The sequence below is a fragment of the Ewingella sp. CoE-038-23 genome, assembly GCF_040419245.1.
Lineage (GTDB): Bacteria > Pseudomonadota > Gammaproteobacteria > Enterobacterales > Enterobacteriaceae > Ewingella > Ewingella allii.
In genome coordinates, this window is sequence record NZ_JAZHOH010000001.1 from 616,054 (window position 1) to 637,345 (window position 21,292).

At 51.7% G+C, this 21,292-nt stretch carries 17 protein-coding genes; 9 read left to right on the forward strand and 8 right to left on the reverse strand.

The window, feature by feature from the left end:
* Window positions 1-24 precede the first annotated feature (24 nt).
* On the forward strand, window positions 25-2,748 hold the full coding sequence (gene secA / locus V2154_RS02965; RefSeq protein ID WP_353500999.1) for a preprotein translocase subunit SecA: 2,724 nt from the start codon (window positions 25-27) through the stop codon (window positions 2,746-2,748).
* Between the two features lie 92 nt (window positions 2,749-2,840).
* A complete protein-coding gene (mutT, locus tag V2154_RS02970) occupies window positions 2,841-3,242 on the forward strand; it encodes an 8-oxo-dGTP diphosphatase MutT (RefSeq protein ID WP_353501000.1) in 402 nt (133 codons plus the stop codon).
* Window positions 3,243-3,304: 62 nt separating this feature from the next.
* Here the strand turns inward: mutT and yacG are convergent, their stop codons facing one another.
* Genes yacG through coaE form a run of 3 tightly spaced genes read right to left on the reverse strand, consistent with a single transcriptional unit; the run spans window position 3,305 to window position 4,888 of the window.
* On the reverse strand, window positions 3,305-3,505 hold the full coding sequence (gene yacG / locus V2154_RS02975; protein WP_034787200.1) for a DNA gyrase inhibitor YacG: 201 nt from the start codon (window positions 3,503-3,505) through the stop codon (window positions 3,305-3,307).
* Between the two features lie 8 nt (window positions 3,506-3,513).
* Entirely contained in the window at window positions 3,514-4,266 is a 753-nt protein-coding gene (gene zapD / locus V2154_RS02980; protein WP_353501001.1) for a cell division protein ZapD, read from the reverse strand.
* Window positions 4,259-4,888, reverse strand: coding sequence for a dephospho-CoA kinase (gene coaE / locus V2154_RS02985; protein WP_353501002.1), 630 nt, complete (start codon window positions 4,886-4,888; stop codon window positions 4,259-4,261). Before coaE ends, zapD begins: the two co-directional genes overlap by 8 nt.
* A gap of 255 nt (window positions 4,889-5,143) precedes the next feature.
* Between coaE and V2154_RS02990 the strand changes: the two genes are divergently transcribed.
* Entirely contained in the window at window positions 5,144-6,187 is a 1,044-nt protein-coding gene (locus tag V2154_RS02990; RefSeq protein WP_353501003.1) for a GMP reductase, read from the forward strand.
* Between the two features lie 57 nt (window positions 6,188-6,244).
* Here V2154_RS02990 and hofC read toward each other — a convergent pair whose 3' ends face one another.
* The 4 genes from hofC to nadC form a co-directional block, all read right to left on the reverse strand.
* A complete protein-coding gene (gene hofC, locus V2154_RS02995; RefSeq protein WP_353501004.1) occupies window positions 6,245-7,465 on the reverse strand; it encodes a protein transport protein HofC in 1,221 nt (406 codons plus the stop codon).
* Complete coding sequence (gspE, locus tag V2154_RS03000) at window positions 7,462-8,937, reverse strand: type II secretion system protein GspE (RefSeq protein ID WP_353501005.1); 1,476 nt, start codon at window positions 8,935-8,937, stop codon at window positions 7,462-7,464. Before gspE ends, hofC begins: the two co-directional genes overlap by 4 nt.
* Window positions 8,934-9,401, reverse strand: a complete 468-nt coding sequence (ppdD, locus tag V2154_RS03005) for a prepilin peptidase-dependent pilin (protein WP_353501006.1) — start codon at window positions 9,399-9,401, stop codon at window positions 8,934-8,936. The genes gspE and ppdD overlap by 4 nt, the downstream gene beginning before the upstream one ends.
* Window positions 9,402-9,694: 293 nt before the next feature.
* Window positions 9,695-10,588, reverse strand: a complete 894-nt coding sequence (gene nadC, locus V2154_RS03010) for a carboxylating nicotinate-nucleotide diphosphorylase (RefSeq protein WP_353501007.1) — start codon at window positions 10,586-10,588, stop codon at window positions 9,695-9,697.
* Window positions 10,589-10,682: 94 nt separating this feature from the next.
* On the opposite strand from nadC, the gene ampD reads away from it, so the two are divergent.
* Both ampD and ampE read left to right on the forward strand, forming a co-directional pair.
* On the forward strand, window positions 10,683-11,252 hold the full coding sequence (gene ampD / locus V2154_RS03015) for a 1,6-anhydro-N-acetylmuramyl-L-alanine amidase AmpD (RefSeq protein ID WP_353501008.1): 570 nt from the start codon (window positions 10,683-10,685) through the stop codon (window positions 11,250-11,252).
* Window positions 11,253-11,319: 67 nt separating this feature from the next.
* Window positions 11,320-12,174 carry a beta-lactamase regulator AmpE gene (ampE, locus tag V2154_RS03020; protein ID WP_353501009.1) on the forward strand — a complete coding sequence of 285 codons (855 nt, stop codon included), beginning with the start codon at window positions 11,320-11,322 and terminating at the stop codon, window positions 12,172-12,174.
* A 98-nt stretch (window positions 12,175-12,272) separates the two neighbouring features.
* Here ampE and aroP read toward each other — a convergent pair whose 3' ends face one another.
* Window positions 12,273-13,649: an aromatic amino acid transporter AroP gene (gene aroP / locus V2154_RS03025; RefSeq protein ID WP_353501010.1), complete on the reverse strand. Its 1,377-nt coding sequence runs from the start codon at window positions 13,647-13,649 to the stop codon at window positions 12,273-12,275.
* Between the two features lie 437 nt (window positions 13,650-14,086).
* Here aroP and pdhR point away from each other — a divergent pair, with 437 nt between their 5' ends.
* The 4 genes from pdhR (at window position 14,087) to lpdA (ending at window position 21,241) form a co-directional block, all read left to right on the forward strand.
* Window positions 14,087-14,857 (forward strand): pyruvate dehydrogenase complex transcriptional repressor PdhR, encoded by a 771-nt coding sequence (pdhR, locus tag V2154_RS03030; RefSeq protein WP_034787223.1) that lies wholly within the window; start codon window positions 14,087-14,089, stop codon window positions 14,855-14,857.
* 171 nt (window positions 14,858-15,028) lie between these two features.
* Window positions 15,029-17,692: a pyruvate dehydrogenase (acetyl-transferring), homodimeric type gene (gene aceE / locus V2154_RS03035; protein ID WP_353501011.1), complete on the forward strand. Its 2,664-nt coding sequence runs from the start codon at window positions 15,029-15,031 to the stop codon at window positions 17,690-17,692.
* Window positions 17,693-17,705: 13 nt separating this feature from the next.
* A complete protein-coding gene (gene aceF / locus V2154_RS03040) occupies window positions 17,706-19,601 on the forward strand; it encodes a pyruvate dehydrogenase complex dihydrolipoyllysine-residue acetyltransferase (RefSeq protein WP_353501012.1) in 1,896 nt (631 codons plus the stop codon).
* 215 nt (window positions 19,602-19,816) lie between these two features.
* On the forward strand, window positions 19,817-21,241 hold the full coding sequence (gene lpdA, locus V2154_RS03045) for a dihydrolipoyl dehydrogenase (RefSeq protein ID WP_353503897.1): 1,425 nt from the start codon (window positions 19,817-19,819) through the stop codon (window positions 21,239-21,241).
* Window positions 21,242-21,292: the final 51 nt, after the last annotated feature.

Here is a 21,292-nt window from a genome sequence, read left to right on the forward strand (position 1 = left end):
AGTCTCAAAGAGACATTAAGCATTATGTTAATCAAATTATTGACCAAAGTTTTTGGTAGCCGTAACGATCGTACTCTGCGCCGCATGCGCAAAGTTGTTGATCTCATTAACCGCATGGAACCTGAGATCCAGAAGCTGACCGACGACCAGTTAAAAGCCAAGACGGATGAATTCCGCGCACGTTTAGCAAAAGGTGAAGTTCTGGAAAACCTCATTCCCGAGGCTTTCGCCGTCGTTCGTGAATCAAGTAAGCGCGTCTTCGGTATGCGTCACTTTGACGTCCAGCTGCTGGGCGGTATGGTGCTGAACGAGCGCTGCATCGCGGAAATGCGTACTGGTGAAGGTAAAACCTTGACCGCGACGCTGCCGGCATACCTTAACGCTCTTAGCGGCAAAGGTGTCCACGTTGTTACCGTCAACGACTACTTGGCCCAGCGTGACGCCGAAAATAACCGTGCACTGTTTGAATTCCTCGGCCTGACCATCGGCATCAACTTGCCGAACATGCCAGCGCCGGCCAAGCGTGCTGCTTACGCCGCTGACATCACTTACGGTACTAACAACGAATACGGCTTTGATTACCTGCGCGATAACATGGCTTTCAGCCCTGAAGAGCGCGTTCAGCGTAAACTGCACTACGCGCTGGTCGATGAAGTTGACTCAATCTTGATTGACGAAGCCCGTACCCCGCTGATCATTTCCGGCCCGGCTGAAGACAGCTCCGAAATGTATATCCGCGTGAACAAGCTGATCCCTAAGCTGATTCGTCAGGAAAAAGAAGACTCAGACAGCTTCCAGGGTGAAGGTCACTTCTCCGTGGACGAGAAAGCGCGTCAGGTTCACCTGACCGAGCGCGGTCTGGTTCTGATTGAAGAAATGCTGATGGAAGCAGGGATCATGGACGACGGCGAGTCACTCTACTCCCCGTCTAACATCATGCTGATGCACCACGTGACAGCGGCACTGCGCGCCCACGTGCTGTTCACCCGTGACGTTGACTACATCGTTAAAGATGGCGAAGTTATCATCGTTGACGAACACACCGGCCGTACCATGCAAGGTCGCCGCTGGTCTGATGGTCTGCATCAGGCTGTTGAAGCCAAAGAAGGCGTCGACATTCAAAATGAAAACCAGACGTTGGCTTCCATCACCTTCCAGAACTACTTCCGTCTTTACGAAAAGCTGGCGGGTATGACCGGTACTGCGGACACCGAAGCTTTCGAATTTAGCTCCATCTACAAACTCGACACCATCGTGGTGCCAACCAACCGCCCAATGGTACGTAAGGATTTACCGGATCTGGTCTACATGACGGAAATGGAAAAAATTGGCGCAATCATTGAAGACATCCGCGAGCGCACAGCCAACGGCCAGCCAGTTCTGGTCGGTACTATCTCAATTGAGAAGTCAGAAGTGGTTTCGCGTGAGCTGGATAAAGCAGGCATCGCGCACAGCGTTCTAAACGCCAAATTCCACGCCAAAGAAGCGGATATCGTTGCTCAGGCGGGCCAACCAAGCGCGGTAACCATCGCCACTAACATGGCCGGTCGTGGTACTGACATCGTGCTGGGTGGTAGCTGGCAGGTTGAGATTGAAAACCTGGGCGAAGACGTGACTGACGAGCAAAAAGCGCAGATCAAAGCAGCATGGCAGATTCGCCATGACGCGGTTCTGGCTTCTGGTGGTCTGCACATCATCGGTACAGAACGTCATGAATCTCGCCGTATCGATAACCAGCTGCGTGGTCGTGCGGGTCGTCAGGGTGACGCCGGTTCATCTCGTTTCTACCTGTCGATGGAAGATGCGCTGATGCGTATCTTCGCGTCAGACCGCGTTTCCAACATGATGCGTAAGCTGGGTATGAAGCCGGGCGAAGCGATTGAACACCCTTGGGTGACCAAAGCGATCGCTAACGCACAGCGTAAAGTTGAAAGCCGTAACTTTGATATTCGTAAGCAACTGCTTGAATATGATGATGTTGCCAGCGATCAGCGTCGTGCAATCTACAGCCAGCGTAACGAGCTGTTGGACGTGTCTGACGTGAGCGAAACCATTCGCAGCATCCGCGAAGACGTGTTCAAAAGCACCATCGACAGCTACATTCCACCTCAGTCTCTGGAAGAAATGTGGGATGTTGAAGGTCTGGAACAGCGCCTGAAAAACGATTTCGAGCTGGAAATGCCGATTGCAGAGTGGCTGGACAAAGAGCCAGAGCTGCATGAAGAGACGCTGCGCGAGCGCATTCTGGCCAACGCGATGGAGTCTTACGCACGTAAAGAAGAAGTGGTTGGCGTTGAGATGATGCGCAACTTTGAGAAAGGCGTGATGTTGCAAACGCTGGACTCACTGTGGAAAGAGCACTTGGCGGCGATGGATTACCTGCGTCAAGGTATCCACTTACGTGGCTACGCGCAGAAAGATCCAAAGCAAGAGTACAAGCGCGAATCCTTCGCGATGTTCGCTTCTATGCTGGAATCACTGAAATATGAAGTGGTTAGCGTACTGAGTAAAGTTCAGGTTCGCATGCCGGAAGAAGTCGAAGCGATGGAAGAGCAGCGCCGAGAAGAAGCGGAGCGTCTGGCACGCCAGCAGCATCTTAGCCATCAGGACCAGACTTCTTTGGAAATCGAAGAAGCCGAGCGTCTGGCATCTGGCTCTCAGGGCGACCGTAAAGTGGGCCGTAACGACCCATGCCCATGTGGTTCTGGTAAGAAATACAAACAGTGCCACGGCCGTTTACAGAAGTAAGCTATTAGCTCCGTGAGTCTATAAAGTCAAAGGGCGGTTAATCACCGCCCTTTGCTTATGGTCAGCACCTTAAGATGAATAAGGATGGAAACATGTCGCTGAAAAGAATCACTATTTCGGTGGGAATTATTCGTAACGCGCAGAAAGAGATCTTCATTACTCAGCGCGATGCTTCCTCACATATGGCTGGGTTCTGGGAGTTTCCGGGCGGTAAAGTCGAGCAGGGCGAAACGCCTGTGCAGGCGGTGATTCGCGAGTTGCAGGAAGAGGCGGGTATTGTGGCTGAAAAGCCGGTGCTGATTAAAAGCCTTGAGCATATCTTCCCGGATCGCGTGATTAACCTGCACTTCCACTTGGTTGAGCAGTGGCAGGGTGAGCCTTACGGCAAAGAGGGGCAGCCAATGCGCTGGGTACCGCAGGCCGAGCTTAAAGTGGAAGATTTCCCTCCGGCCAATGAGTCGATTGTTAAAGCTTTAAATAATGGTGAGATTTAACACTCACTAAAGCAAAAAAGGAGCCTAAGGCTCCTTTTTTATTGACTGGCTGAAACGCCGGATTAGTGAATTTCCTCTTCGCTCCAGTCATCCAGATCATTGATATCGCCTTTGCTGGGAATGCGCTTCTCTTCGTCAGCCCATTCGCCAAGGTCGATAAGCTGGCAACGCTTGCAGCAGAAAGGTCGATAAGGGCTCTGTTCGCCCCAAACTACGGCTTTGCCGCAGGTCGGACAGTTTACCTTGGTGATTTCAGGGTCCATCTTTACTCCTAACAACAGGCAAGTTCAAAAGTCAGTCTGGCAGGCACTTGACCACGTTCGCTATCGAGTGGCAAGAACCGAATGGCGTAACGGGTTTTATGGCCAGACACTTGCGGATACAGCTGATTTTCCAAAGAGATACGCAATCTTAAAAGATCGGCGCCTTCGGCATTCTCTTGGAAGAATCCATTGAGGCTGATTTGGTTTTTAAATGCACCAGATTGGCGAATTAAATCTAATACCTGCGTCAGCGCATTATTCAGCGGATTAAGGGTTGCGAGCCACTCCTGCACGTCGCCGTCACGCTGAGACTGTGGCAGATGCAGCCAGATATGCAGGGTTGGCAAATCAAAACTACAGCAGCCGCCGGGAATACTGAGGCGTTGACGAACCAGCGCCATCAGCCTGTCTTCGCGCAGCGCCTGGCCGATTCTCGGGGCTTTCATCAATACGGCCGCAGTGTGCTTGAGTTCTGCACGCAGGGAATCTATGCGTGAAAGATCAACGCCGGGAACATCTTGCCATTGCGATAGCTTTTGCTGCTGGCGTTCTAGCTCTTTGAGTAAATCAGTCCTTACTTCTCCACGCTCCAGAACGTCCAATAAATCAGACGCAGTGCGGAAAAAAAGTAACGCGGTAGAAATGGACGTGATTTGAGTATTGGCATGCATCTGCTGCAATAAAAACTCAATGCGCAGCCATGTCCGCATTTTTTCATTTAAAGGATGTTCAAAGAGAACGGTAGTTACTACATCACTCATTCTTGTCAATATCCTGTCGGGTCGCTGAAGCCGCCAATTCCAGATAACGGCTATGTAATGAAGCAACACGCGGTTCGAGCGTCTCGGCACCACCGTTGTTATCAATAATGTCATCCGCGCAGGCTAATCGCTGTTGGCGAGTCGCTTGCGCAGACAGAATACTTTGAGCCTGCTGTAGGCTGATACCATCGCGCTGCATGGTTCTGGCTAGCTGCGTCTGTTCGCTGACATCCACCACCAACACGCGATCCGCCACGCTATGCAATCCGTTCTCCACCAGCAAAGGAACAACCCACACGAGATAGGGGGTTGTCGCCGCAGCGAAAAGTTCGCGCGTTCTGGCATGAATTAAAGGGTGAAGAAGCTGATTAACCCACTGTTTTTCTTCGGGATGAGTGAAGATTTTTTGTCGCAATGCGCCGCGATTCAGTGAGCCGTCATTATGAGCAATCTCTTTACCAAAGTGATCAATTAAAGCCTGTAATGCCGGTTGCCCAGGTTCTACTACCTGGCGAGCAATGACGTCAGCATCAACGATACTCACGCCGTGGCGGGCGAAGCTGTCGGCGACGGTACTTTTGCCGCTGCCAATGCCCCCGGTCAATGCAACGATATAACTCATGCGTTCACTCTAAAAAGACTGTTGGCTTAAATGATAAAGAGATTATGAGTAAGTGCAAGCCGGGCTGGTCTCGCTTTTAGCTCAAGGTTTCGCTTAATTGCAGATTCAAAGTCTGTGATTAAAGTTGTGAAAGCAGTCTTGCCGTTACGGTTTTCCTGCGTATGATAAAACCACTGGAAAGGGTGGCAAACAACCCCGTTTGTACCTTAGCGATCCGTCGCCACGATTTATCGCAACAAACCAGGACATGACCTCATGCGTATTGAAGAAGATTTGAAGTTAGGTTTCAAAGACGTTTTAATCCGGCCAAAACGTTCTACCCTCAAAAGCCGTTCAGAAGTAGAGCTAGAGCGCACTTTCACCTTCAAACACCCCGGTTTCAGCTGGTCTGGCACCCCGATTATTGCGGCCAATATGGATACCGTGGGGACTTTCCGTATGGCGCAGGCTCTCGCTTCATTCGACGTTCTTACCGCGGTGCACAAACACTACAGCGTTGAACAATGGAAGGCGTTCGTCAATGCGTCCAATGAATCTGTCCTGCGTCACGTTATGGTTTCTACCGGCACTTCAGAGTCTGATTTCACCAAGCTGAAGCAGATTTTGGCGCTTTCTCCGCTGCTTAAATTTGTGTGTCTTGATGTTGCCAACGGCTATTCAGAGCATTTTGTCTCCTTCTTACAGCGCGTGCGTGAAGCATGCCCAGACAAAGTGATTTGCGCCGGTAACGTCGTGACGGGCGAAATGGTTGAAGAACTGATCCTCTCTGGCGCAGATATCGTCAAAGTTGGGATTGGACCTGGCTCAGTCTGCACCACGCGTGTAAAAACCGGCGTGGGCTACCCGCAGCTCTCTGCCGTAATTGAATGTGCTGACGCGGCACACGGCCTAGGCGGCCAAATCGTCAGTGATGGTGGATGTGCCGTGCCGGGCGATGTCGCCAAAGCCTTTGGCGGCGGTGCTGACTTCGTGATGCTCGGCGGTATGCTGGCTGCCCATGACGAGTGCGAAGGTACCGTGGTTGAGGAAGATGGCGAGAAGTTCATGCTGTTCTACGGCATGAGCTCTGAATCTGCCATGAAGCGCCACGTTGGTGGCGTTGCAGAATATCGCGCTGCTGAAGGTAAAACGGTAAAACTGCCTTTACGCGGGCCGGTGGAAAATACCGTTCGCGACATCCTCGGCGGATTACGTTCTGCCTGCACCTATGTCGGCGCAGAGCGTCTAAAAGAGCTGACTAAGCGAACCACGTTTATTCGCGTAGCTGAGCAAGAAAACCGTCTTTTCGGCTCTAAATAACTCGCTCGGGCACGGTGGCTTTTGCCTATGGCCGCCGTGCTCTCTGCCTCACCTGCTTCACCCCATAGCCGCACCCAGCTGGAATATCGGCAAGTACATCGCTATCACTAAACCCCCCACTAAGACCCCCATGACCACCATCATCAGTGGCTCGATGGACTGCGCCATGGTGTCGGCCAACTGGTTTGCCTGCTGGTTATGCCACTGAGCGAGTTTCAATAAGATTTCATCCAGTGACCCTGACTCTTCGCCAATATGAATCAACTGCTGGCAGAGGGAAGGGAATAGGGGCGAATGGCCAAAGGCTTGGTGTAGGGGCGTACCAAGAGCGATTTGATGCTTAATGTCTAAAATAGCCTGCTCAAATAGCAGATTGGTTGAAGCCGTTGCCGCAGCTTCTAGGCTAGCAATGAGTGTCAAACCCGCCTGTTGCGTCATGGCCAGCGTTTGGAAAATCTGCCCTAAGCAGCTGTCTGCTATGAGATTTCGGATCAGCGGCACGCGCATCAGTAACCTCTGTTCTCGACTACGCCACAGGGCTTGGGGATGATATTTTTTGAAATAAAAGACGGCGGCAATAATGATAAGAAAGGTTGTTGCCGGACCAAAACGTATTAATCCCTGCGAGGCAAGGATCAGTAGGGTAGTAAACCAAGGGAGCTGGGCGTCAAATGATGCATAGATTTTAGCGAATTCCGGCAAAACCATGGTTAGCATTAAAATGGTCACCGTGCTGGCAATCGCTAATACGATCAGCGGATATCTCAGCGCTTTTTTTACCTTCTGGCTCAATTCCGCCTGTTTTTCCTGCTGTAGAGCCAACTGTAAGCAACAGTGGTCTAGCTGCCCGGTCATTTCCCCAATAGCAATAATACGGCGAAAGATAACGGGAAAAACCTGCGGAAACTGCCCCACCATGGCGGAAAGCGGAGTGCCCTCGCGCACTCCGGTGAAAATATTTTGCAGAATGCATCGCCATGGCGCTTTCGGATGCTCCTTCGCCAGCAGCGTCAAGCTGTTCACCAGAGGTAGCCCCGTTTGTAGCAGCGTCGCCAATTGCCGGATAAAGGCAATCAGGTCGGCACCTTTCCAATAGGACGCGCGTACCCTCTGGTGGCGTTTCACTCTGATCGGCTGAAGAGCCATGGTGAAAAGTTGTTGATGCACGGCAAGCTCATCCGCCGCTAGCAGTTCTCCTGACTGGAAGTGGCCAAGCGCGTCGACACCCTCCCAGCGATACAAATTCAGGCGATGTGTTGGCGGATGAGCTTCAGTCATGCAGCTTCTCCTTCACCTGAAACGCGATAGAGCTCCTCCAGCGAGGTAGTACCTTGCTGGACCAGCAACATCCCCGCTTCCATCAGCGTTTTATATCCCTGCGAGCGCGCAATTTTATTCAAATCTGTCACGCTTGCGCCATTAACCAGTGCCTGTTGTAGCGCAGGAGTAATGGTTAAAATCTCATAAATCCCCGTCCTGCCATAATAGCCTTGATAGCAGCGCTCACAGCCTACTGCAATCCATAACGGCATCGGGCCGGGGCGGCCTTTCTCACTATGATTGACGAAAGAAGCATGAGGTTTTCGACAGTGTGGACAGAGCTTGCGTACCAGCCGTTGGGCAATCACCAGCTTTAAACTGGCGGCAATGTGATAGCCCTCAATACCCATCTGCCCCAATCGATTAAGGGTTTCGCAAGTTGAATTGGTGTGCAGAGTCGACAGCACCATATGGCCCGTTTGTGCCGCCTTTATGGCGATTTCAGCCGTTTCCTGATCGCGTATTTCGCCAACCATGATGACGTCGGGATCTTGCCGCAGTAGGGCGCGCAGCACGGTAGCGAAGCTTAAATCCGTTTTGGTATTAATCTGGGTTTGATTAATACCCGTCACGGGGATCTCGACCGGGTCCTCGACGCTACAGATATTACGCTGTACAGCATTCAGGTGCCGCAAACCGCCATACAGCGTGACGGTTTTGCCACTGCCTGTTGGGCCAGTGACCAGAATCAGCCCCTGCGGGCATTTCAAGGCGTTGATGTAATGGCATAAATCTCGCGGAGTGAAACCCAGCTGGTCCAACCCTAAATCTTGCTCAGTGATCTTCAGCACCCGCAAGACGATTTTTTCACCATAAAGCGTGGGCAGCGAAGAGATACGCAGTGAAAAGCGTTGGTTTTGTAGTGTCACCATCAGTTGCCCGTCCTGCGGCAATCTTCGTTCTGCCACATTGAGCTGGCCCATGATTTTGATTCGAGCGCACAGGCTGGCGGTCATTGAAGCCTCTGGCCCTGGGATCTCCTGCAACACCCCATCAATGCGTAAACGGATACGCAGGGCATTTTCGTTAGGCTCGAAATGGATATCTGAAGCGCGGCGAAGTATGGCAGTGCGCAGAACCTGATTTAAGAAATTCACCACCGGCGCTTCACTGTCATCATCCAGCTCGTTACTGCTGGTGGAGAGCACTGACGCCATAGCCGTCGGTTCTTCTAACGCCACTTCTTGTTGAGAAGCCGTAGATTTTTCGATGGCCTGGGTGAAACGTTCCGCAGTCCACAATTCAATTTCAATTTTTAGGGCACAGGCAAATTCAAGCGCCTTTTTAAGTGCATCGGTATCGCTTTCAATTTCATGACAGGCGACCCGTATGATTGAATCATCCTTGTGTAAAACAATGGCTTTATAGCGCTGGCAAAGCTTATCAAGCGCTTCGTCAGTCGGGTGAGTATGGCTTGCTGATATGTTCATTCCGCAGCCTTAGGCGGTGTGGCAAAGCGGAAGACGCTTTCACAAGCCTGTTTCATTACTGCGTTTTGGGTATTGGTGCAGGTTCTGCTCCAGCTGATTGTTCCTGAGGTGGCATTGAGGGAAGGGGCCATCACCACGCTTAAACCATTTAGCGCCTGTTGGCCTGTCAGGGTGATCACGCCCGCTGCCACGGCAACCTGACTGACATAGCGCGTTGCGGCCGTCGCCGGAATGCCTTGAGTGGCGATATTGCAGGGGGTGAGGGTGCCCTGATCAATAGCGCAAAGCTCAACGCCGGTTTTATAGGGCACCATGGTTTGCAGCATATCGGTGAGCGCGGCTTTTTGAATGTAACTTTGGTAGGCCGGAATACCAATGGCGCTGAGTATGGCAATAATGGCAATCACCACCATCAGTTCGATAAGTGTAAATCCTTGTTGTCTAAGCTGATTGTTTCTCGTCATGTGCATTTCTCCTTAATATTAATGGCTTGAAATCGGGCCTCCATCGCCCTTGGCCAGCAACTTAGCGATTAATATTTTCAGGTGCTACTCCCGTTGAACGGCTCTCCGCGACACCTCCAGAAATTAAAATGAGCGCATGCAAAAGCCCGCAAAGATTGCGGCATGTCTCGCAATGTTGAAGGTTGGGGTCAGAAGAATTCCGTATTACAAGAAATAAGGTGATAGAAGGTAAGGCAGGAAGAGAAATGCCCTCTGATGACAGAGGGCGAGGTAACAATGAGAAGCTAAAAGGATTAGCTAAAGCGCATGGAGAGGTCCATGGCGCGGATATGCTTGGTTAAAGCGCCGACGGAGATGTAATCGACACCCGTCTCGGCAAATTCGCGCAGGGTTTTGTCAGTGACGTTGCCAGACACTTCGAGCTGCGCACGCTGATTGGTGAGAGCAACGGCATCGCGCATCATCGGCACGGTGAAGTTATCGAGCATGATGATATCTGCTCCGGCATCCAGGGCCTGTTGCAGCTCATCGAGGGTTTCGACTTCAACCTCAACGGGCACGCTGGCGTGGATCTGCTGCGCCTTGGCAACGGCGGCTTTGATCGAGCCGCTGGCAATGATGTGATTCTCTTTTATCAGGAATGCATCGGCCAGACCTAAACGGTGGTTGCTGCCACCGCCGCAAAGCACGGCATATTTCAGCGCGGTGCGCAGGCCTGGCAGGGTTTTACGGGTATCCAGCAGGCGGGTTTGGGTGCCTTCCAGCAGCTTCACGTAATGGCTCACTTCGGTGGCGACGCCCGATAAGGTTTGTACGAAGTTCAATGCAGTACGTTCGCCGGTCAGCAGCACGCGCGCAGACCCAGAAAGCTCACAAAGGGTTTGATTCTCAACCACTTTGTCGCCGTCCTGTACCTTCCATGAGATTGTGACACTGCCGTTGCTCAGCTGGTTGAACACTTCATCAAGCCATTTCTGGCCACAAAAAATGCCGGCTTCTCGGGTAATAATTGTCGCCTTTGCGAGCGTGTTTTCATCGAGAAGTTGGGCAGTCAGATCGTTATCGGCGTTGGCCTCACCACCGAGGTCTTCGCCCAGTGCCTGAGTCACTGATGCAGGGATATCATTTTGAATACGTTCGAGTAACAGCGCCCGGCGACTTTCAAGGCTGTAGCTGCGGGTAGACATACAAATACTCCGAAATGGCGGCTAAGGGAGAGAAAAAAACATGCTACCCTGTTGCCGTAATAAGTACCACCAAAGCCCACCGTTGAGGTCCTTGATGCAGTTAGAAAATGGCTGGATTACCGAAGCCCGAAAGGTAATTTCCCCGCACTTTGATCTTCGCCCTGAAGATGAAATTCCTTCGTTGCTGGTTATTCATAACATCAGCCTGCCGCCCGGTCAGTTTGGCGGTCCTTATATTGATCAACTGTTTACCGGAACGCTGGACCCCAACGAGCACCCTTATTTTGCTGATATCCATCATTTACGCGTGGCGGCGCACTGTCTGATTCGTCGTGATGGGGAGATTGTGCAGTATGTGCCTTTCGACAAACGTGCATGGCATGCTGGCGTTTCGGTGTGGCAGGGAAGGGAGCGCTGTAACGACTTTTCAATTGGTATTGAGCTGGAAGGGACGGATTCCGACCCCTTTACCGAGGCGCAATATCAAAGCCTGATTTCAGTTAGTGAGTTGTTAATTAAGCACTATCCTATTAGTGTTGATAGCATCACTGGTCACAGTGACATCGCCCCCGGCCGCAAAACGGACCCCGGCCCTGAGTTTCAGTGGGAGCACTATTTGTCATCATTAGGGCAACATCAGGTTAACGAGAGCGACAGGGACTGACGTAAACTACGGCGTAATGGATGGGCTATTTTCCGCCCTTGACGTGCAACAGAGAGAGTAATTACCGATGACGTTATTTACCTTATTGTTGGTGCTGGCTTGGGAGCGCCTGTTCAAATTGGGCGAGCACTGGCAGTTAGATCATCGTTTCGAAGTGATTTTCCGTCGCGGGCATAATGCCAGCCTGACGAAAACTCTGGCGATTGCCATTGTCTGGATGGCCCTGCTGTGGCTGGTACTGCGGGCGTTTCACGGTTTCTTCTTCGGCGTGCCATCTTTAATTCTTTGGGTAGTGATTTGCCTGTTCTGCATCGGCGCGGGTATTAAGCGCAAGCATTACCGTGCCTATCTCAAGGCAGCGCGTCAGGGAGATGCTAACGCTTGTTCGGCTATGGCCGAGGAGCTAGCCCTGATCCACGGTTTACCGGTTGATTGTACTGAAGAAGTTCGGCTAAGAGAGTTACAAAACGCGCTGCTGTGGATTAACTTCCGCTACTATCTGGCACCGCTGTTTTGGTTCGTGGTTTTCGGTCCTTACGGCCCAATTGCGCTGGGTGGTTACGCCGTCTTGCGTGGCTATCAAACTTGGCTGGCGCGCCATACCACGCCGATGAAACGTTCGCAGTCTGGTGTGGATGCCTTATTGCATATTCTGGATTGGATCCCTGTTCGGCTGGCGGGTGTGGCTTACGCGCTGCTGGGACATGGCGAGAAAGCGCTGCCAGCATGGTTTGCTTCTCTGGGGGATATCCACACATCGCAATATCAGGTTTTGACTAATCTGGCACAGTTCTCTCTGGCCCGTGACCCGCATACCGACCCGGTGCAAACGCCGCGCTCTGCTGTCTCTCTGGCGCGAAAAGTCACCATGATTATTCTGGTGGTGGTTGCTATTCTGACCATTTACGGCACTCTGGTTTAAGCTCGAGCAAACCTCCCGCCCATAAAAAAAAGCCCGATTATTCACCGGGCTTTTTACTTTTAACATCTATAAGCCAGAACGCTTGTAAGTGAAAAACCTTACTTTGCCGCTGCGTTCAACGCTTTACTATTTCTGCTTTTCAGCAGGTAACCCACGGCCAGAATGGCGATCCACACAGGGATCAGCCATACGGAGATGGCCATGCCCGGGGTGATAGCCATAATCACCAGAATTGCCGCCATAAAGAGCAGGCAGATGTAGTTACCGACTGGATAGAGCAGCGCTTTGAACTTCGGCTCCACGCCTTCTTTACGTTTAGCCTGGCGGAACTTGATGTGTGCCAGGCTGATCATCGCCCAGTTGATCACCAATGCTGAAACCACCAACGCCATCAGCAGTCCAAAGGCTTCGCCCGGCATCAGGTAGTTAATCAATACGCAAAGCGCGGTAGTCGCAGCTGACACTAGAATTGAGCTTACCGGCACGCCGCGTTTATCCACATTGAGCAAGGCTTTTGGCGCATTGCCCTGTTGAGCAAGGCCGAACAGCATACGGCTGTTGCAGTATACGCAGCTGTTATAGACCGACAGCGCCGCCGTCAGGATAACCACGTTCAGGGCGTTAGCCACCAGCGCGTCTCCAAGCTCATGGAAAATCAGTACGAACGGGCTGGTGTCTGGCCCTACGCGCGTCCAAGGCATCAGTGAAAGCAGCACTGCCAGCGAACCCACATAGAAAATCAGGATGCGGTAGATAACCTGATTGGTCGCTTTTGGAATGCTGACCTCTGGATTATCGGCTTCTGCGGCAGTAATACCAACCAGCTCAAGGCCGCCAAACGAGAACATAATGATCGCCATCATCATGACTAGCCCGGTCATGCCGTGAGGCAGGAATCCGCCTTGTTCCCACAGGTTTCGCACGGTTGCCTGCGGGCCAGCGGTGTCGCTGAACAGCAACCAGCCACCGAACAGGATCATGGCAACAACGGCCACAACCTTAATGATTGCAAACCAGAATTCCATCTCACCAAACACTTTGACGTTGGTGAGGTTGATGGCGTTAATCAGCACGAAGAAAGCTGCTGCAGAGGCCCATGTTGGGATCTCCGGCCACCAGAATTGAATGTATTTACCGACGGCGGTCAGTTCTGCCATGGCAACCAGGATGTAAAGCACCCAGTAGTTCCAGCCCGACGCGAAGCCAGCAAAACCACCCCAATATTTATAGGCAAAATGGCTAAATGAGCCTGCTACAGGCTCTTCCACGACCATCTCACCCAGCTGACGCATAATCAAAAAAGCTATAAATCCAGCAATAATGTAGCCAAGGATAATTCCCGGGCCCGCGGACTGGATAACGGAGGCGCTGCCCAGAAACAGGCCTGTCCCGACAGCCCCGCCCAGCGCAATCAACTGAATGTGGCGGTTTTTTAACCCGCGCTTCAGCTCATCGCCATGTTGTCGATCATCCATCTACTGATCCTCTGTGTTTGGGTAAACCCCATACAAATCTGCAAGTTAAGCAAGTTGTAAGGCGATGATTACAGTTATTGTATCTATTTATTTACGGCTGTCATGAAGCAAAAAATCAGCATGAACTACCGTTGGGGCAAGAATAGTGGTATGCGCAAAAGTTTGCACCTGCTTTATGCAGCATTTGAATAACTCATAAGCAAATAATGTGGAAATTTGTCCCAGATCTAAAAAATGTGATCCCGACCCGAGCAAAAAATAGGAATGCTAAATATTTGTTAAAATGTGCGAGCCTTGCTCATTTGCGGGGCGACCATATGGACACAAGGTGAATACTTTGTTACTTTACGGCCACGTTTTTTAAATTGGTATTACCAATTTACTCCGTGCACTCACAGATGTGCTACTCGCAGATTGCTATTCGTAGAGACCGTCACATGGCTTACAGCAAAATTCGACAACCTAAGTTGTCAGATGTGATCGAGCAGCAACTTGAGTTCCTAATACTTGAAGGGACGCTGCGCCCGGGTGAAAAACTTCTCCCTGAGCGTGAACTGGCAAAGCAGTTTGATGTTTCGCGTCCTTCTCTAAGAGAAGCAATCCAAAGTCTTGAGGCCAAAGGGTTGCTCCTGCGCCGTCAGGGTGGTGGCACTTTCGTGCAGAGTAATCTCTGGCAAAGCGTGAGTGACCCACTGGCAGAATTACTCGCCGATCATCCTGAGTCACAATTTGATCTCCTTGAAACTCGTCATGCTCTAGAAGGCATTGGGGCTTATTACGCCGCGCTTCGTGGCACTGACGATGATTTGCAACGCATCCGCGACTGTCACGTGTTGATTCAGGTCGCGCAGGATAGCGGAGATCTTGACGCCGAAGCGGACGCCGTTATGCAGTATCAAGTGGCTGTCACAGAAGCCGCGCATAATGTGGTGCTGCTGCATTTGCTTCGCTGTATGGGGCCAATGCTGGAGAAAAACGTTCGACAGAATTTTGAATTGCTCTATGCGCGCCGGGAAATGCTGGCGGTGGTGAGCAAGCATCGCGCTGGGATTTTCGAGGCGATTGTGGCACGCGAACCGGAAAAAGCGCGTGAAGCATCACACCGTCACCTGGCGTTTATTGAGGAAGTCATGCTGGATGTCAGCCGGGAGCGCAGTCGTCGCGACCGGTCTTTACGTCGACTACAGCAACGCAAGGAAGAAAACTAGTCCACCAGGACCAACGTTGACGTTCTTATTTTGAGAACTGCGGCAACTAAACTGACGGGCCTGTCTTCGTGTGCTTTGAGTGGCACGCACTTTCTGCAACAGCAACATCAGAGCGCAGGAAGACAGGCTCCAGATAAACCAACGTATTAGATACAGATAAGGAAAAGCACCATGTCAGAACGTGTAAATAATGACGTGGATCCGATCGAAACTCGCGACTGGCTACAAGCGATCGAATCGGTCATCCGTGAAGAGGGTGTTGAGCGTGCACAGTTCCTGCTTGATCAGGTTCTGAATGAAGCACGTAAGGGCGGCGTAAGCGTCGCAGCTGGCGCTGCCAGCCGTAACTATGTCAACACCATCGCTGTTGAAGACGAACCTGAGTATCCGGGTAACCTGGAGCTGGAACGCAACATTCGTACTGCTATCCGCTGGAACGCGATCATGACCGTTCTGCGTGCCTCTAAAAAAGACCTGGATCTCGGCGGCCACATGTCCTCCTTCCAGTCTTCAGCAGCTATTTACGAAGTGTGCTTCAACCATTTCTTCCGTGCTCGCAATGAGAATGATGGCGGCGACTTGGTGTACTTCCAAGGCCACATCTCTCCAGGCGTGTACGCGCGTGCTTTCCTTGAAGGCCGCCTGACCGAAGACCAGATGAACAATTTCCGTCAGGAAGTTCACGGTAAAGGTCTTTCTTCTTATCCGCACCCTAAACTGATGCCTGAATTCTGGCAGTTCCCGACCGTTTCTATGGGTCTGGGTCCAATCGGTGCTATCTATCAGGCTAAGTTCCTGAAATATCTTGAACACCGTGGTCTGAAAGACACCTCCGCGCAGCGCGTTTACGCGTTCCTCGGCGACGGTGAGATGGATGAGCCAGAATCTAAAGGTGCGATCACTATCGCGACCCGTGAGAAGCTGGACAACCTGTGCTTCATCATTAACTGTAACCTGCAGCGCCTTGATGGCCCGGTTACTGGTAATGGCAAAATCATCAACGAACTGGAAGGCATCTTCGCGGGCGCTGGCTGGAATGTGATCAAAGTGATTTGGGGCAACCGTTGGGATGCGCTGTTACGTAAAGACACCTCCGGTAAACTGATCCAACTGATGAACGAAACCGTTGACGGCGACTACCAGACCTTTAAGTCTCGTGACGGTAAATATGTTCGTGAGCACTTCTTCGGTCGTTATCCAGAAACTGCTGAGTTGGTTAAAGATATGACCGACGACGAGATCTGGGCACTTAACCGTGGTGGTCATGATCCGAAGAAAGTCTTTGCTGCACTGAACAAAGCGCAGAACACCAAAGGCCAGCCAACTGTGATCCTTGCTCACACCATCAAAGGTTACGGCATGGGTGAATCAGCAGAAGGCAAAAACATCGCTCACCAGGTTAAGAAAATGAACATGGACGGTGTGCGTTATATCCGCGACCGTTTCAGCGTGCCAGTGACCGATGAAAACCTGGAAAAACTGCCATACATTCAGCTGGAAAAAGACTCTGCAGAGTACAAGTACCTGCATGAACGTCGTCAGGCGCTGAAAGGCTACCTGCCAACGCGTCTGCCAAACTTCACTCAGAAGCTTGAATTGCCGAAACTGGAAGACTTCTCTCAGCTGCTGGAAGAGCAGAAGAAAGAGATCTCTACCACTATCGCTTTCGTGCGTGCTCTGAACGTGATGCTGAAAAACGACTCTATCAAAGACCGTCTGGTACCGATCATCGCCGATGAAGCGCGTACTTTCGGTATGGAAGGTCTGTTCCGTCAGATTGGTATTTACAGCCCGAACGGTCAGCAATACACCCCGCAAGACCGTGAGCAGGTTGCTTACTATAAAGAAGACGAGAAAGGTCAGATCCTGCAGGAAGGTATCAACGAACTGGGCGCCGCATCTTCATGGTTGGCCGCAGCGACTTCTTACAGCACCAACGATCTGCCAATGATCCCGTTCTACATCTACTACTCCATGTTCGGTTTCCAACGTATCGGCGACCTGTGCTGGGCAGCGGGTGACCAACAGGCTCGTGGCTTCCTGGTCGGTGGTACTTCTGGTCGTACAACGCTTAACGGCGAAGGCTTGCAGCACGAAGATGGTCACAGCCACATTCAGTCTCTGACTATCCCTAACTGTATTTCTTACGACCCGGCTTATGCGTACGAAGTGGCAGTCATCATGCATGACGGCCTGACCCGTATGTACGGCGAAGCGCAAGAGAACATCTACTACTACATCACTACGCTGAACGAAAACTACCATATGCCAGCCATGCCAGAAGGCGCGGAAGAAGGCATCCGTAAAGGTATCTACAAGTTAGAAACCGTGGAAGGTAGCAAAGGCAAAGTGCAGCTGATGAGCTCCGGTTCTATCCTGCGTCACGTACGTGAAGCAGCGCAGATCCTGGCGAAAGACTACGGCGTAGGTTCTGACGTTTATAGCGTAACTTCCTTCACCGAGCTGGCTCGTGATGGTCAAGACTGTGAGCGCTGGAACATGCTGCACCCAACTGAGGCACCACGTGTTCCTTATGTTGCTCAGGTGATGAACGACGCGCCGGTAGTGGCTTCTACTGACTACATGAAGCTGTTCGCCGAGCAGATCCGTAACTTCGTTCCTGCCAGCGATTTCCGCGTACTGGGCACCGACGGCTTCGGTCGTTCTGACAGCCGCGAAAACCTGCGTCACCACTTCGAAATTGATGCTTCCTACGTTGTGGTTGCTGCGCTGGGCGAACTGGCCAAACGTGGCGAGATCGATGTGAAGGTTGTGGCTGAGGCCATTACCAAGTTCGGCATCGATGCTGACAAAGTTAACCCGCGTCTGGCATAAGAGGTAAAGACAGATGGCTATTGAAATTAACGTACCTGATATCGGTGCAGATGCAGTTGAAGTCACCGAAATTATGGTGAAGGTCGGCGATAAAGTTGAAGCTGAACAGTCGCTGATCACTGTTGAAGGCGACAAGGCTTCAATGGAAGTTCCTTCACCACAAGCGGGTGTTGTGAAAGAGATTAAAGTGGCAGTGGGCGACTCGGTTGAAACCGGCAAACTGATCATGATCTTCGATTCCGCTGAAGGTGCTGCTGATGCAGCACCTGCTAAAGCCGAAGAGAAAGCAGCACCGAAAGCAGAAGAGAAACCTGCTGCTGCGGCTTCAAGCGAAAGCAAAGAAGTCAGCGTACCGGACATCGGTGGTGACGAAGTTGAAGTTACCGAGATCATGGTTAAAGTTGGCGACAAAGTTGAAGCAGAACAGTCCCTGATCACCGTTGAAGGCGATAAAGCCTCAATGGAAGTTCCGGCTCCGTTCGCGGGTACCGTGAAAGAGATCAAAATCGCTGCGGGCGACAAAGTCAGCACCGGCTCTCTGATCATGGTGTTCGAGGTTGCAGGTTCTGGTTCAGCGGCTCCGGCTAAAGAAGAAGCTAAATCTGAAGCCGCACCGGCAGCCCCAGCGGCGTCGGGCAGCAAAGAAGTCAACGTACCGGATATCGGCGGCGACGAAGTAGAAGTCACTGAAATCATGGTTAAAGTGGGCGACAAAGTCACCGCTGAGCAGTCTCTGATCACCGTTGAAGGCGACAAAGCTTCAATGGAAGTTCCGGCTCCGTTCGCGGGTACCGTGAAAGAGATCAAAATCGCTGCGGGCGACAAAGTTAGCACCGGCTCCCTGATCATGGTCTTCGAAGTAGAAGGCGCTGCTCCAGCTCCTGCTGCTAAGAAAGAAGAAGCGGCTGCACCTGCTAAGCAAGAACAGAAAGCCGCTGCACCTGCTGCTAAAGCAGAAAGCAAAGGCGAGTTCGCTGAGAACGATGCCTACGTTCACGCGACTCCGGTTATTCGTCGCCTGGCGCGCGAATTCGGTGTGAACCTGGCGAAAGTGAAGGGCACGGGTCGTAAAGGCCGTATCCTGCGCGAAGACGTGCAGACCTACGTGAAAGACGCTGTTAAACGCGCTGAAGCTGCGCCTGCTGCGGCAACTGGCGGCGGTCTGCCAGGCATGCTGCCATGGCCGAAAGTCGACTTCAGCAAGTTTGGTGAAATCGAAGAAGTTGAATTGGGTCGTATCCAGAAAATCTCTGGTGCTAACCTGAGCCGTAACTGGGTGATGATCCCGCACGTTACGCACTTCGACAAAACCGATATCACCGAACTGGAAGCTTTCCGTAAACAGCAGAATGACGAAGCGGCTAAACGCAAACTGGATGTGAAATTCACCCCAGTCGTCTTCATCATGAAAGCCGTTGCAGCTGCTCTTGAGCAAATGCCTCGCTTCAACAGCTCTCTGTCCGAAGATGGTCAGAAGCTGACGCTGAAAAAATACATCAATATCGGTGTTGCGGTTGATACGCCTAACGGCCTGGTTGTTCCAGTCTTTAAAGACGTGAACAAGAAAGGTATCGCTGAGCTGTCCCGCGAACTGATGGCTATCTCCAAGAAAGCGCGTGACGGTAAGCTGACTGCTGGCGAAATGCAGGGCGGTTGCTTCACCATCTCTAGCCTTGGTGGTATTGGGACGACCCACTTCGCGCCAATCGTCAACGCGCCAGAAGTGGCAATCCTCGGTGTCTCCAAGTCCGCAATGGAGCCAGTCTGGAACGGTAAAGAGTTCACACCGCGCCTGATGATGCCAATGTCGCTCTCCTTCGACCACCGTGTTATCGACGGTGCGGATGGTGCGCGCTTCATTACCATCATTAACAACGTGTTGTCTGACATTCGCCGCTTGGTGATGTAAGCCAAAAAAGCCGGCCAAACGGCCGGCTTTTTTCTGCTAATCTCGCCATGCTGTTGGGGATTATCAGTAGCAAAGCACAAATCGTATGCCGTTTGTTGTTTCAAATTTGTTAACAATTTTGTAAACTGCGGGCGATAGAACGACCCGGTGGACGATGGGCGTTACGACATAAATAAAGACGTCTGACCCGCCGGACAAACAATTAAGAGGTCATGATGAGTACTGAAATTAAAACTCAGGTCGTGGTACTTGGGGCGGGCCCTGCGGGCTATTCTGCTGCTTTCCGTTGCGCTGATTTAGGTCTTGAGACAGTTCTGGTTGAACGTTATTCCACCCTCGGTGGCGTGTGTCTGAACGTTGGCTGTATCCCTTCCAAAGCCCTGTTGCACGTGGCGAAAGTCATCTCCGAAGCTAAAGCTTTGGAAGAGCACGGCATTATTTTCGGCGAGCCGAAAACCGACATCGACAAAGTGCGTGTCTGGAAAGAAAAAGTCATCAACCAGCTGACCGGTGGTCTGGCAGGTATGGCGAAAGGCCGTAAAGTCAAAGTCGTGAACGGCTTGGGCAAATTTACTGGCGCGAACACACTGGTTGTTGAAGGCGAAAACGGTGCTACCACCATCAACTTCGACAATGCGATCATTGCGGCGGGTTCCCGTCCAATCAAACTGCCATTTATTCCACATGATGACCCACGCGTTTGGGACTCAACGGATGCGCTTGAGCTGAAAACCGTCCCAGAGCGTCTGCTGGTCATGGGCGGCGGTATCATCGGTCTGGAAATGGGTACCGTTTACCACGCGCTGGGTTCAAAAATCGACGTAGTGGAAATGTTCGATCAGGTTATCCCTGCGGCTGACAAAGACGTTGTTAAAGTCTTTACCAAGAAAATCAGCAAGCAATTCAATCTGATGCTGGAAACCAAAGTCACCGCTGTTGAAGCCAAAGAAGACGGCATCTACGTAACAATGGAAGGCAAGAAAGCCCCTGCAGAACCACAGCGTTATGACGCAGTGCTGGTGGCAATCGGCCGCGTGCCAAATGGCAAATCGCTGGAAGCTGGCGCAGCAGGCATTGAAGTTGACGACCGCGGTTTCATCCACGTCGACAAACAAATGCGCACCAACGTGCCACACATCTTTGCTATCGGCGACATCGTCGGTCAGCCAATGCTGGCACACAAAGGCGTGCACGAAGGCCACGTGGCTGCCGAAGTTATCTCTGGCAAGAAACACTACTTCGATCCGAAAGTGATTCCATCCATCGCTTACACTGAGCCAGAAGTTGCTTGGGTCGGTCTGACTGAGAAAGAAGCGAAAGAGAAAGGCATCAGCTACGAAACCGCCACCTTCCCGTGGGCTGCTTCTGGCCGTGCTATCGCTTCCGACTGCGCAGACGGCATGACCAAACTGATCTTCGACAAAGAATCTCACCGCGTAATTGGTGGTGCTATTGTCGGTACTAACGGCGGCGAGCTGTTGGGCGAAATCGGTCTGGCGATTGAAATGGGTTGTGATGCAGAAGATATCGCGCTGACCATCCATGCTCACCCGACTCTGCACGAGTCCGTGGGTCTGGCAGCAGAAATCTACGAAGGCAGCATCACTGACCTGCCGAACCCTAAAGCGAAAAAGAAATAATTTAAGCTTTAGAGTTTGAACAAACGGCGCTGAAAGGCGCCGTTTTTTTAT

What these genes read in the sequence shown, in the direction of transcription:
- secA (WP_353500999.1), top strand. Translation starts at nt 25, where the DNA reads ATGTTAATCAAATTATTGACCAAAGTTTTTGGTAGCCGTAACGATCGT.
- mutT (WP_353501000.1), top strand. Translation starts at nt 2,841, where the DNA reads ATGTCGCTGAAAAGAATCACTATTTCGGTGGGAATTATTCGTAACGCG.
- yacG (WP_034787200.1), bottom strand. Translation starts at nt 3,505, where the DNA reads ATGGACCCTGAAATCACCAAGGTAAACTGTCCGACCTGCGGCAAAGCC.
- zapD (WP_353501001.1), bottom strand. Translation starts at nt 4,266, where the DNA reads ATGAGTGATGTAGTAACTACCGTTCTCTTTGAACATCCTTTAAATGAA.
- coaE (WP_353501002.1), bottom strand. Translation starts at nt 4,888, where the DNA reads ATGAGTTATATCGTTGCATTGACCGGGGGCATTGGCAGCGGCAAAAGT.
- V2154_RS02990 (WP_353501003.1), top strand. Translation starts at nt 5,144, where the DNA reads ATGCGTATTGAAGAAGATTTGAAGTTAGGTTTCAAAGACGTTTTAATC.
- hofC (WP_353501004.1), bottom strand. Translation starts at nt 7,465, where the DNA reads ATGACTGAAGCTCATCCGCCAACACATCGCCTGAATTTGTATCGCTGG.
- gspE (WP_353501005.1), bottom strand. Translation starts at nt 8,937, where the DNA reads ATGAACATATCAGCAAGCCATACTCACCCGACTGACGAAGCGCTTGAT.
- ppdD (WP_353501006.1), bottom strand. Translation starts at nt 9,401, where the DNA reads ATGACGAGAAACAATCAGCTTAGACAACAAGGATTTACACTTATCGAA.
- nadC (WP_353501007.1), bottom strand. Translation starts at nt 10,588, where the DNA reads ATGTCTACCCGCAGCTACAGCCTTGAAAGTCGCCGGGCGCTGTTACTC.
- ampD (WP_353501008.1), top strand. Translation starts at nt 10,683, where the DNA reads ATGCAGTTAGAAAATGGCTGGATTACCGAAGCCCGAAAGGTAATTTCC.
- ampE (WP_353501009.1), top strand. Translation starts at nt 11,320, where the DNA reads ATGACGTTATTTACCTTATTGTTGGTGCTGGCTTGGGAGCGCCTGTTC.
- aroP (WP_353501010.1), bottom strand. Translation starts at nt 13,649, where the DNA reads ATGGATGATCGACAACATGGCGATGAGCTGAAGCGCGGGTTAAAAAAC.
- pdhR (WP_034787223.1), top strand. Translation starts at nt 14,087, where the DNA reads ATGGCTTACAGCAAAATTCGACAACCTAAGTTGTCAGATGTGATCGAG.
- aceE (WP_353501011.1), top strand. Translation starts at nt 15,029, where the DNA reads ATGTCAGAACGTGTAAATAATGACGTGGATCCGATCGAAACTCGCGAC.
- aceF (WP_353501012.1), top strand. Translation starts at nt 17,706, where the DNA reads ATGGCTATTGAAATTAACGTACCTGATATCGGTGCAGATGCAGTTGAA.
- lpdA (WP_353503897.1), top strand. Translation starts at nt 19,817, where the DNA reads ATGAGTACTGAAATTAAAACTCAGGTCGTGGTACTTGGGGCGGGCCCT.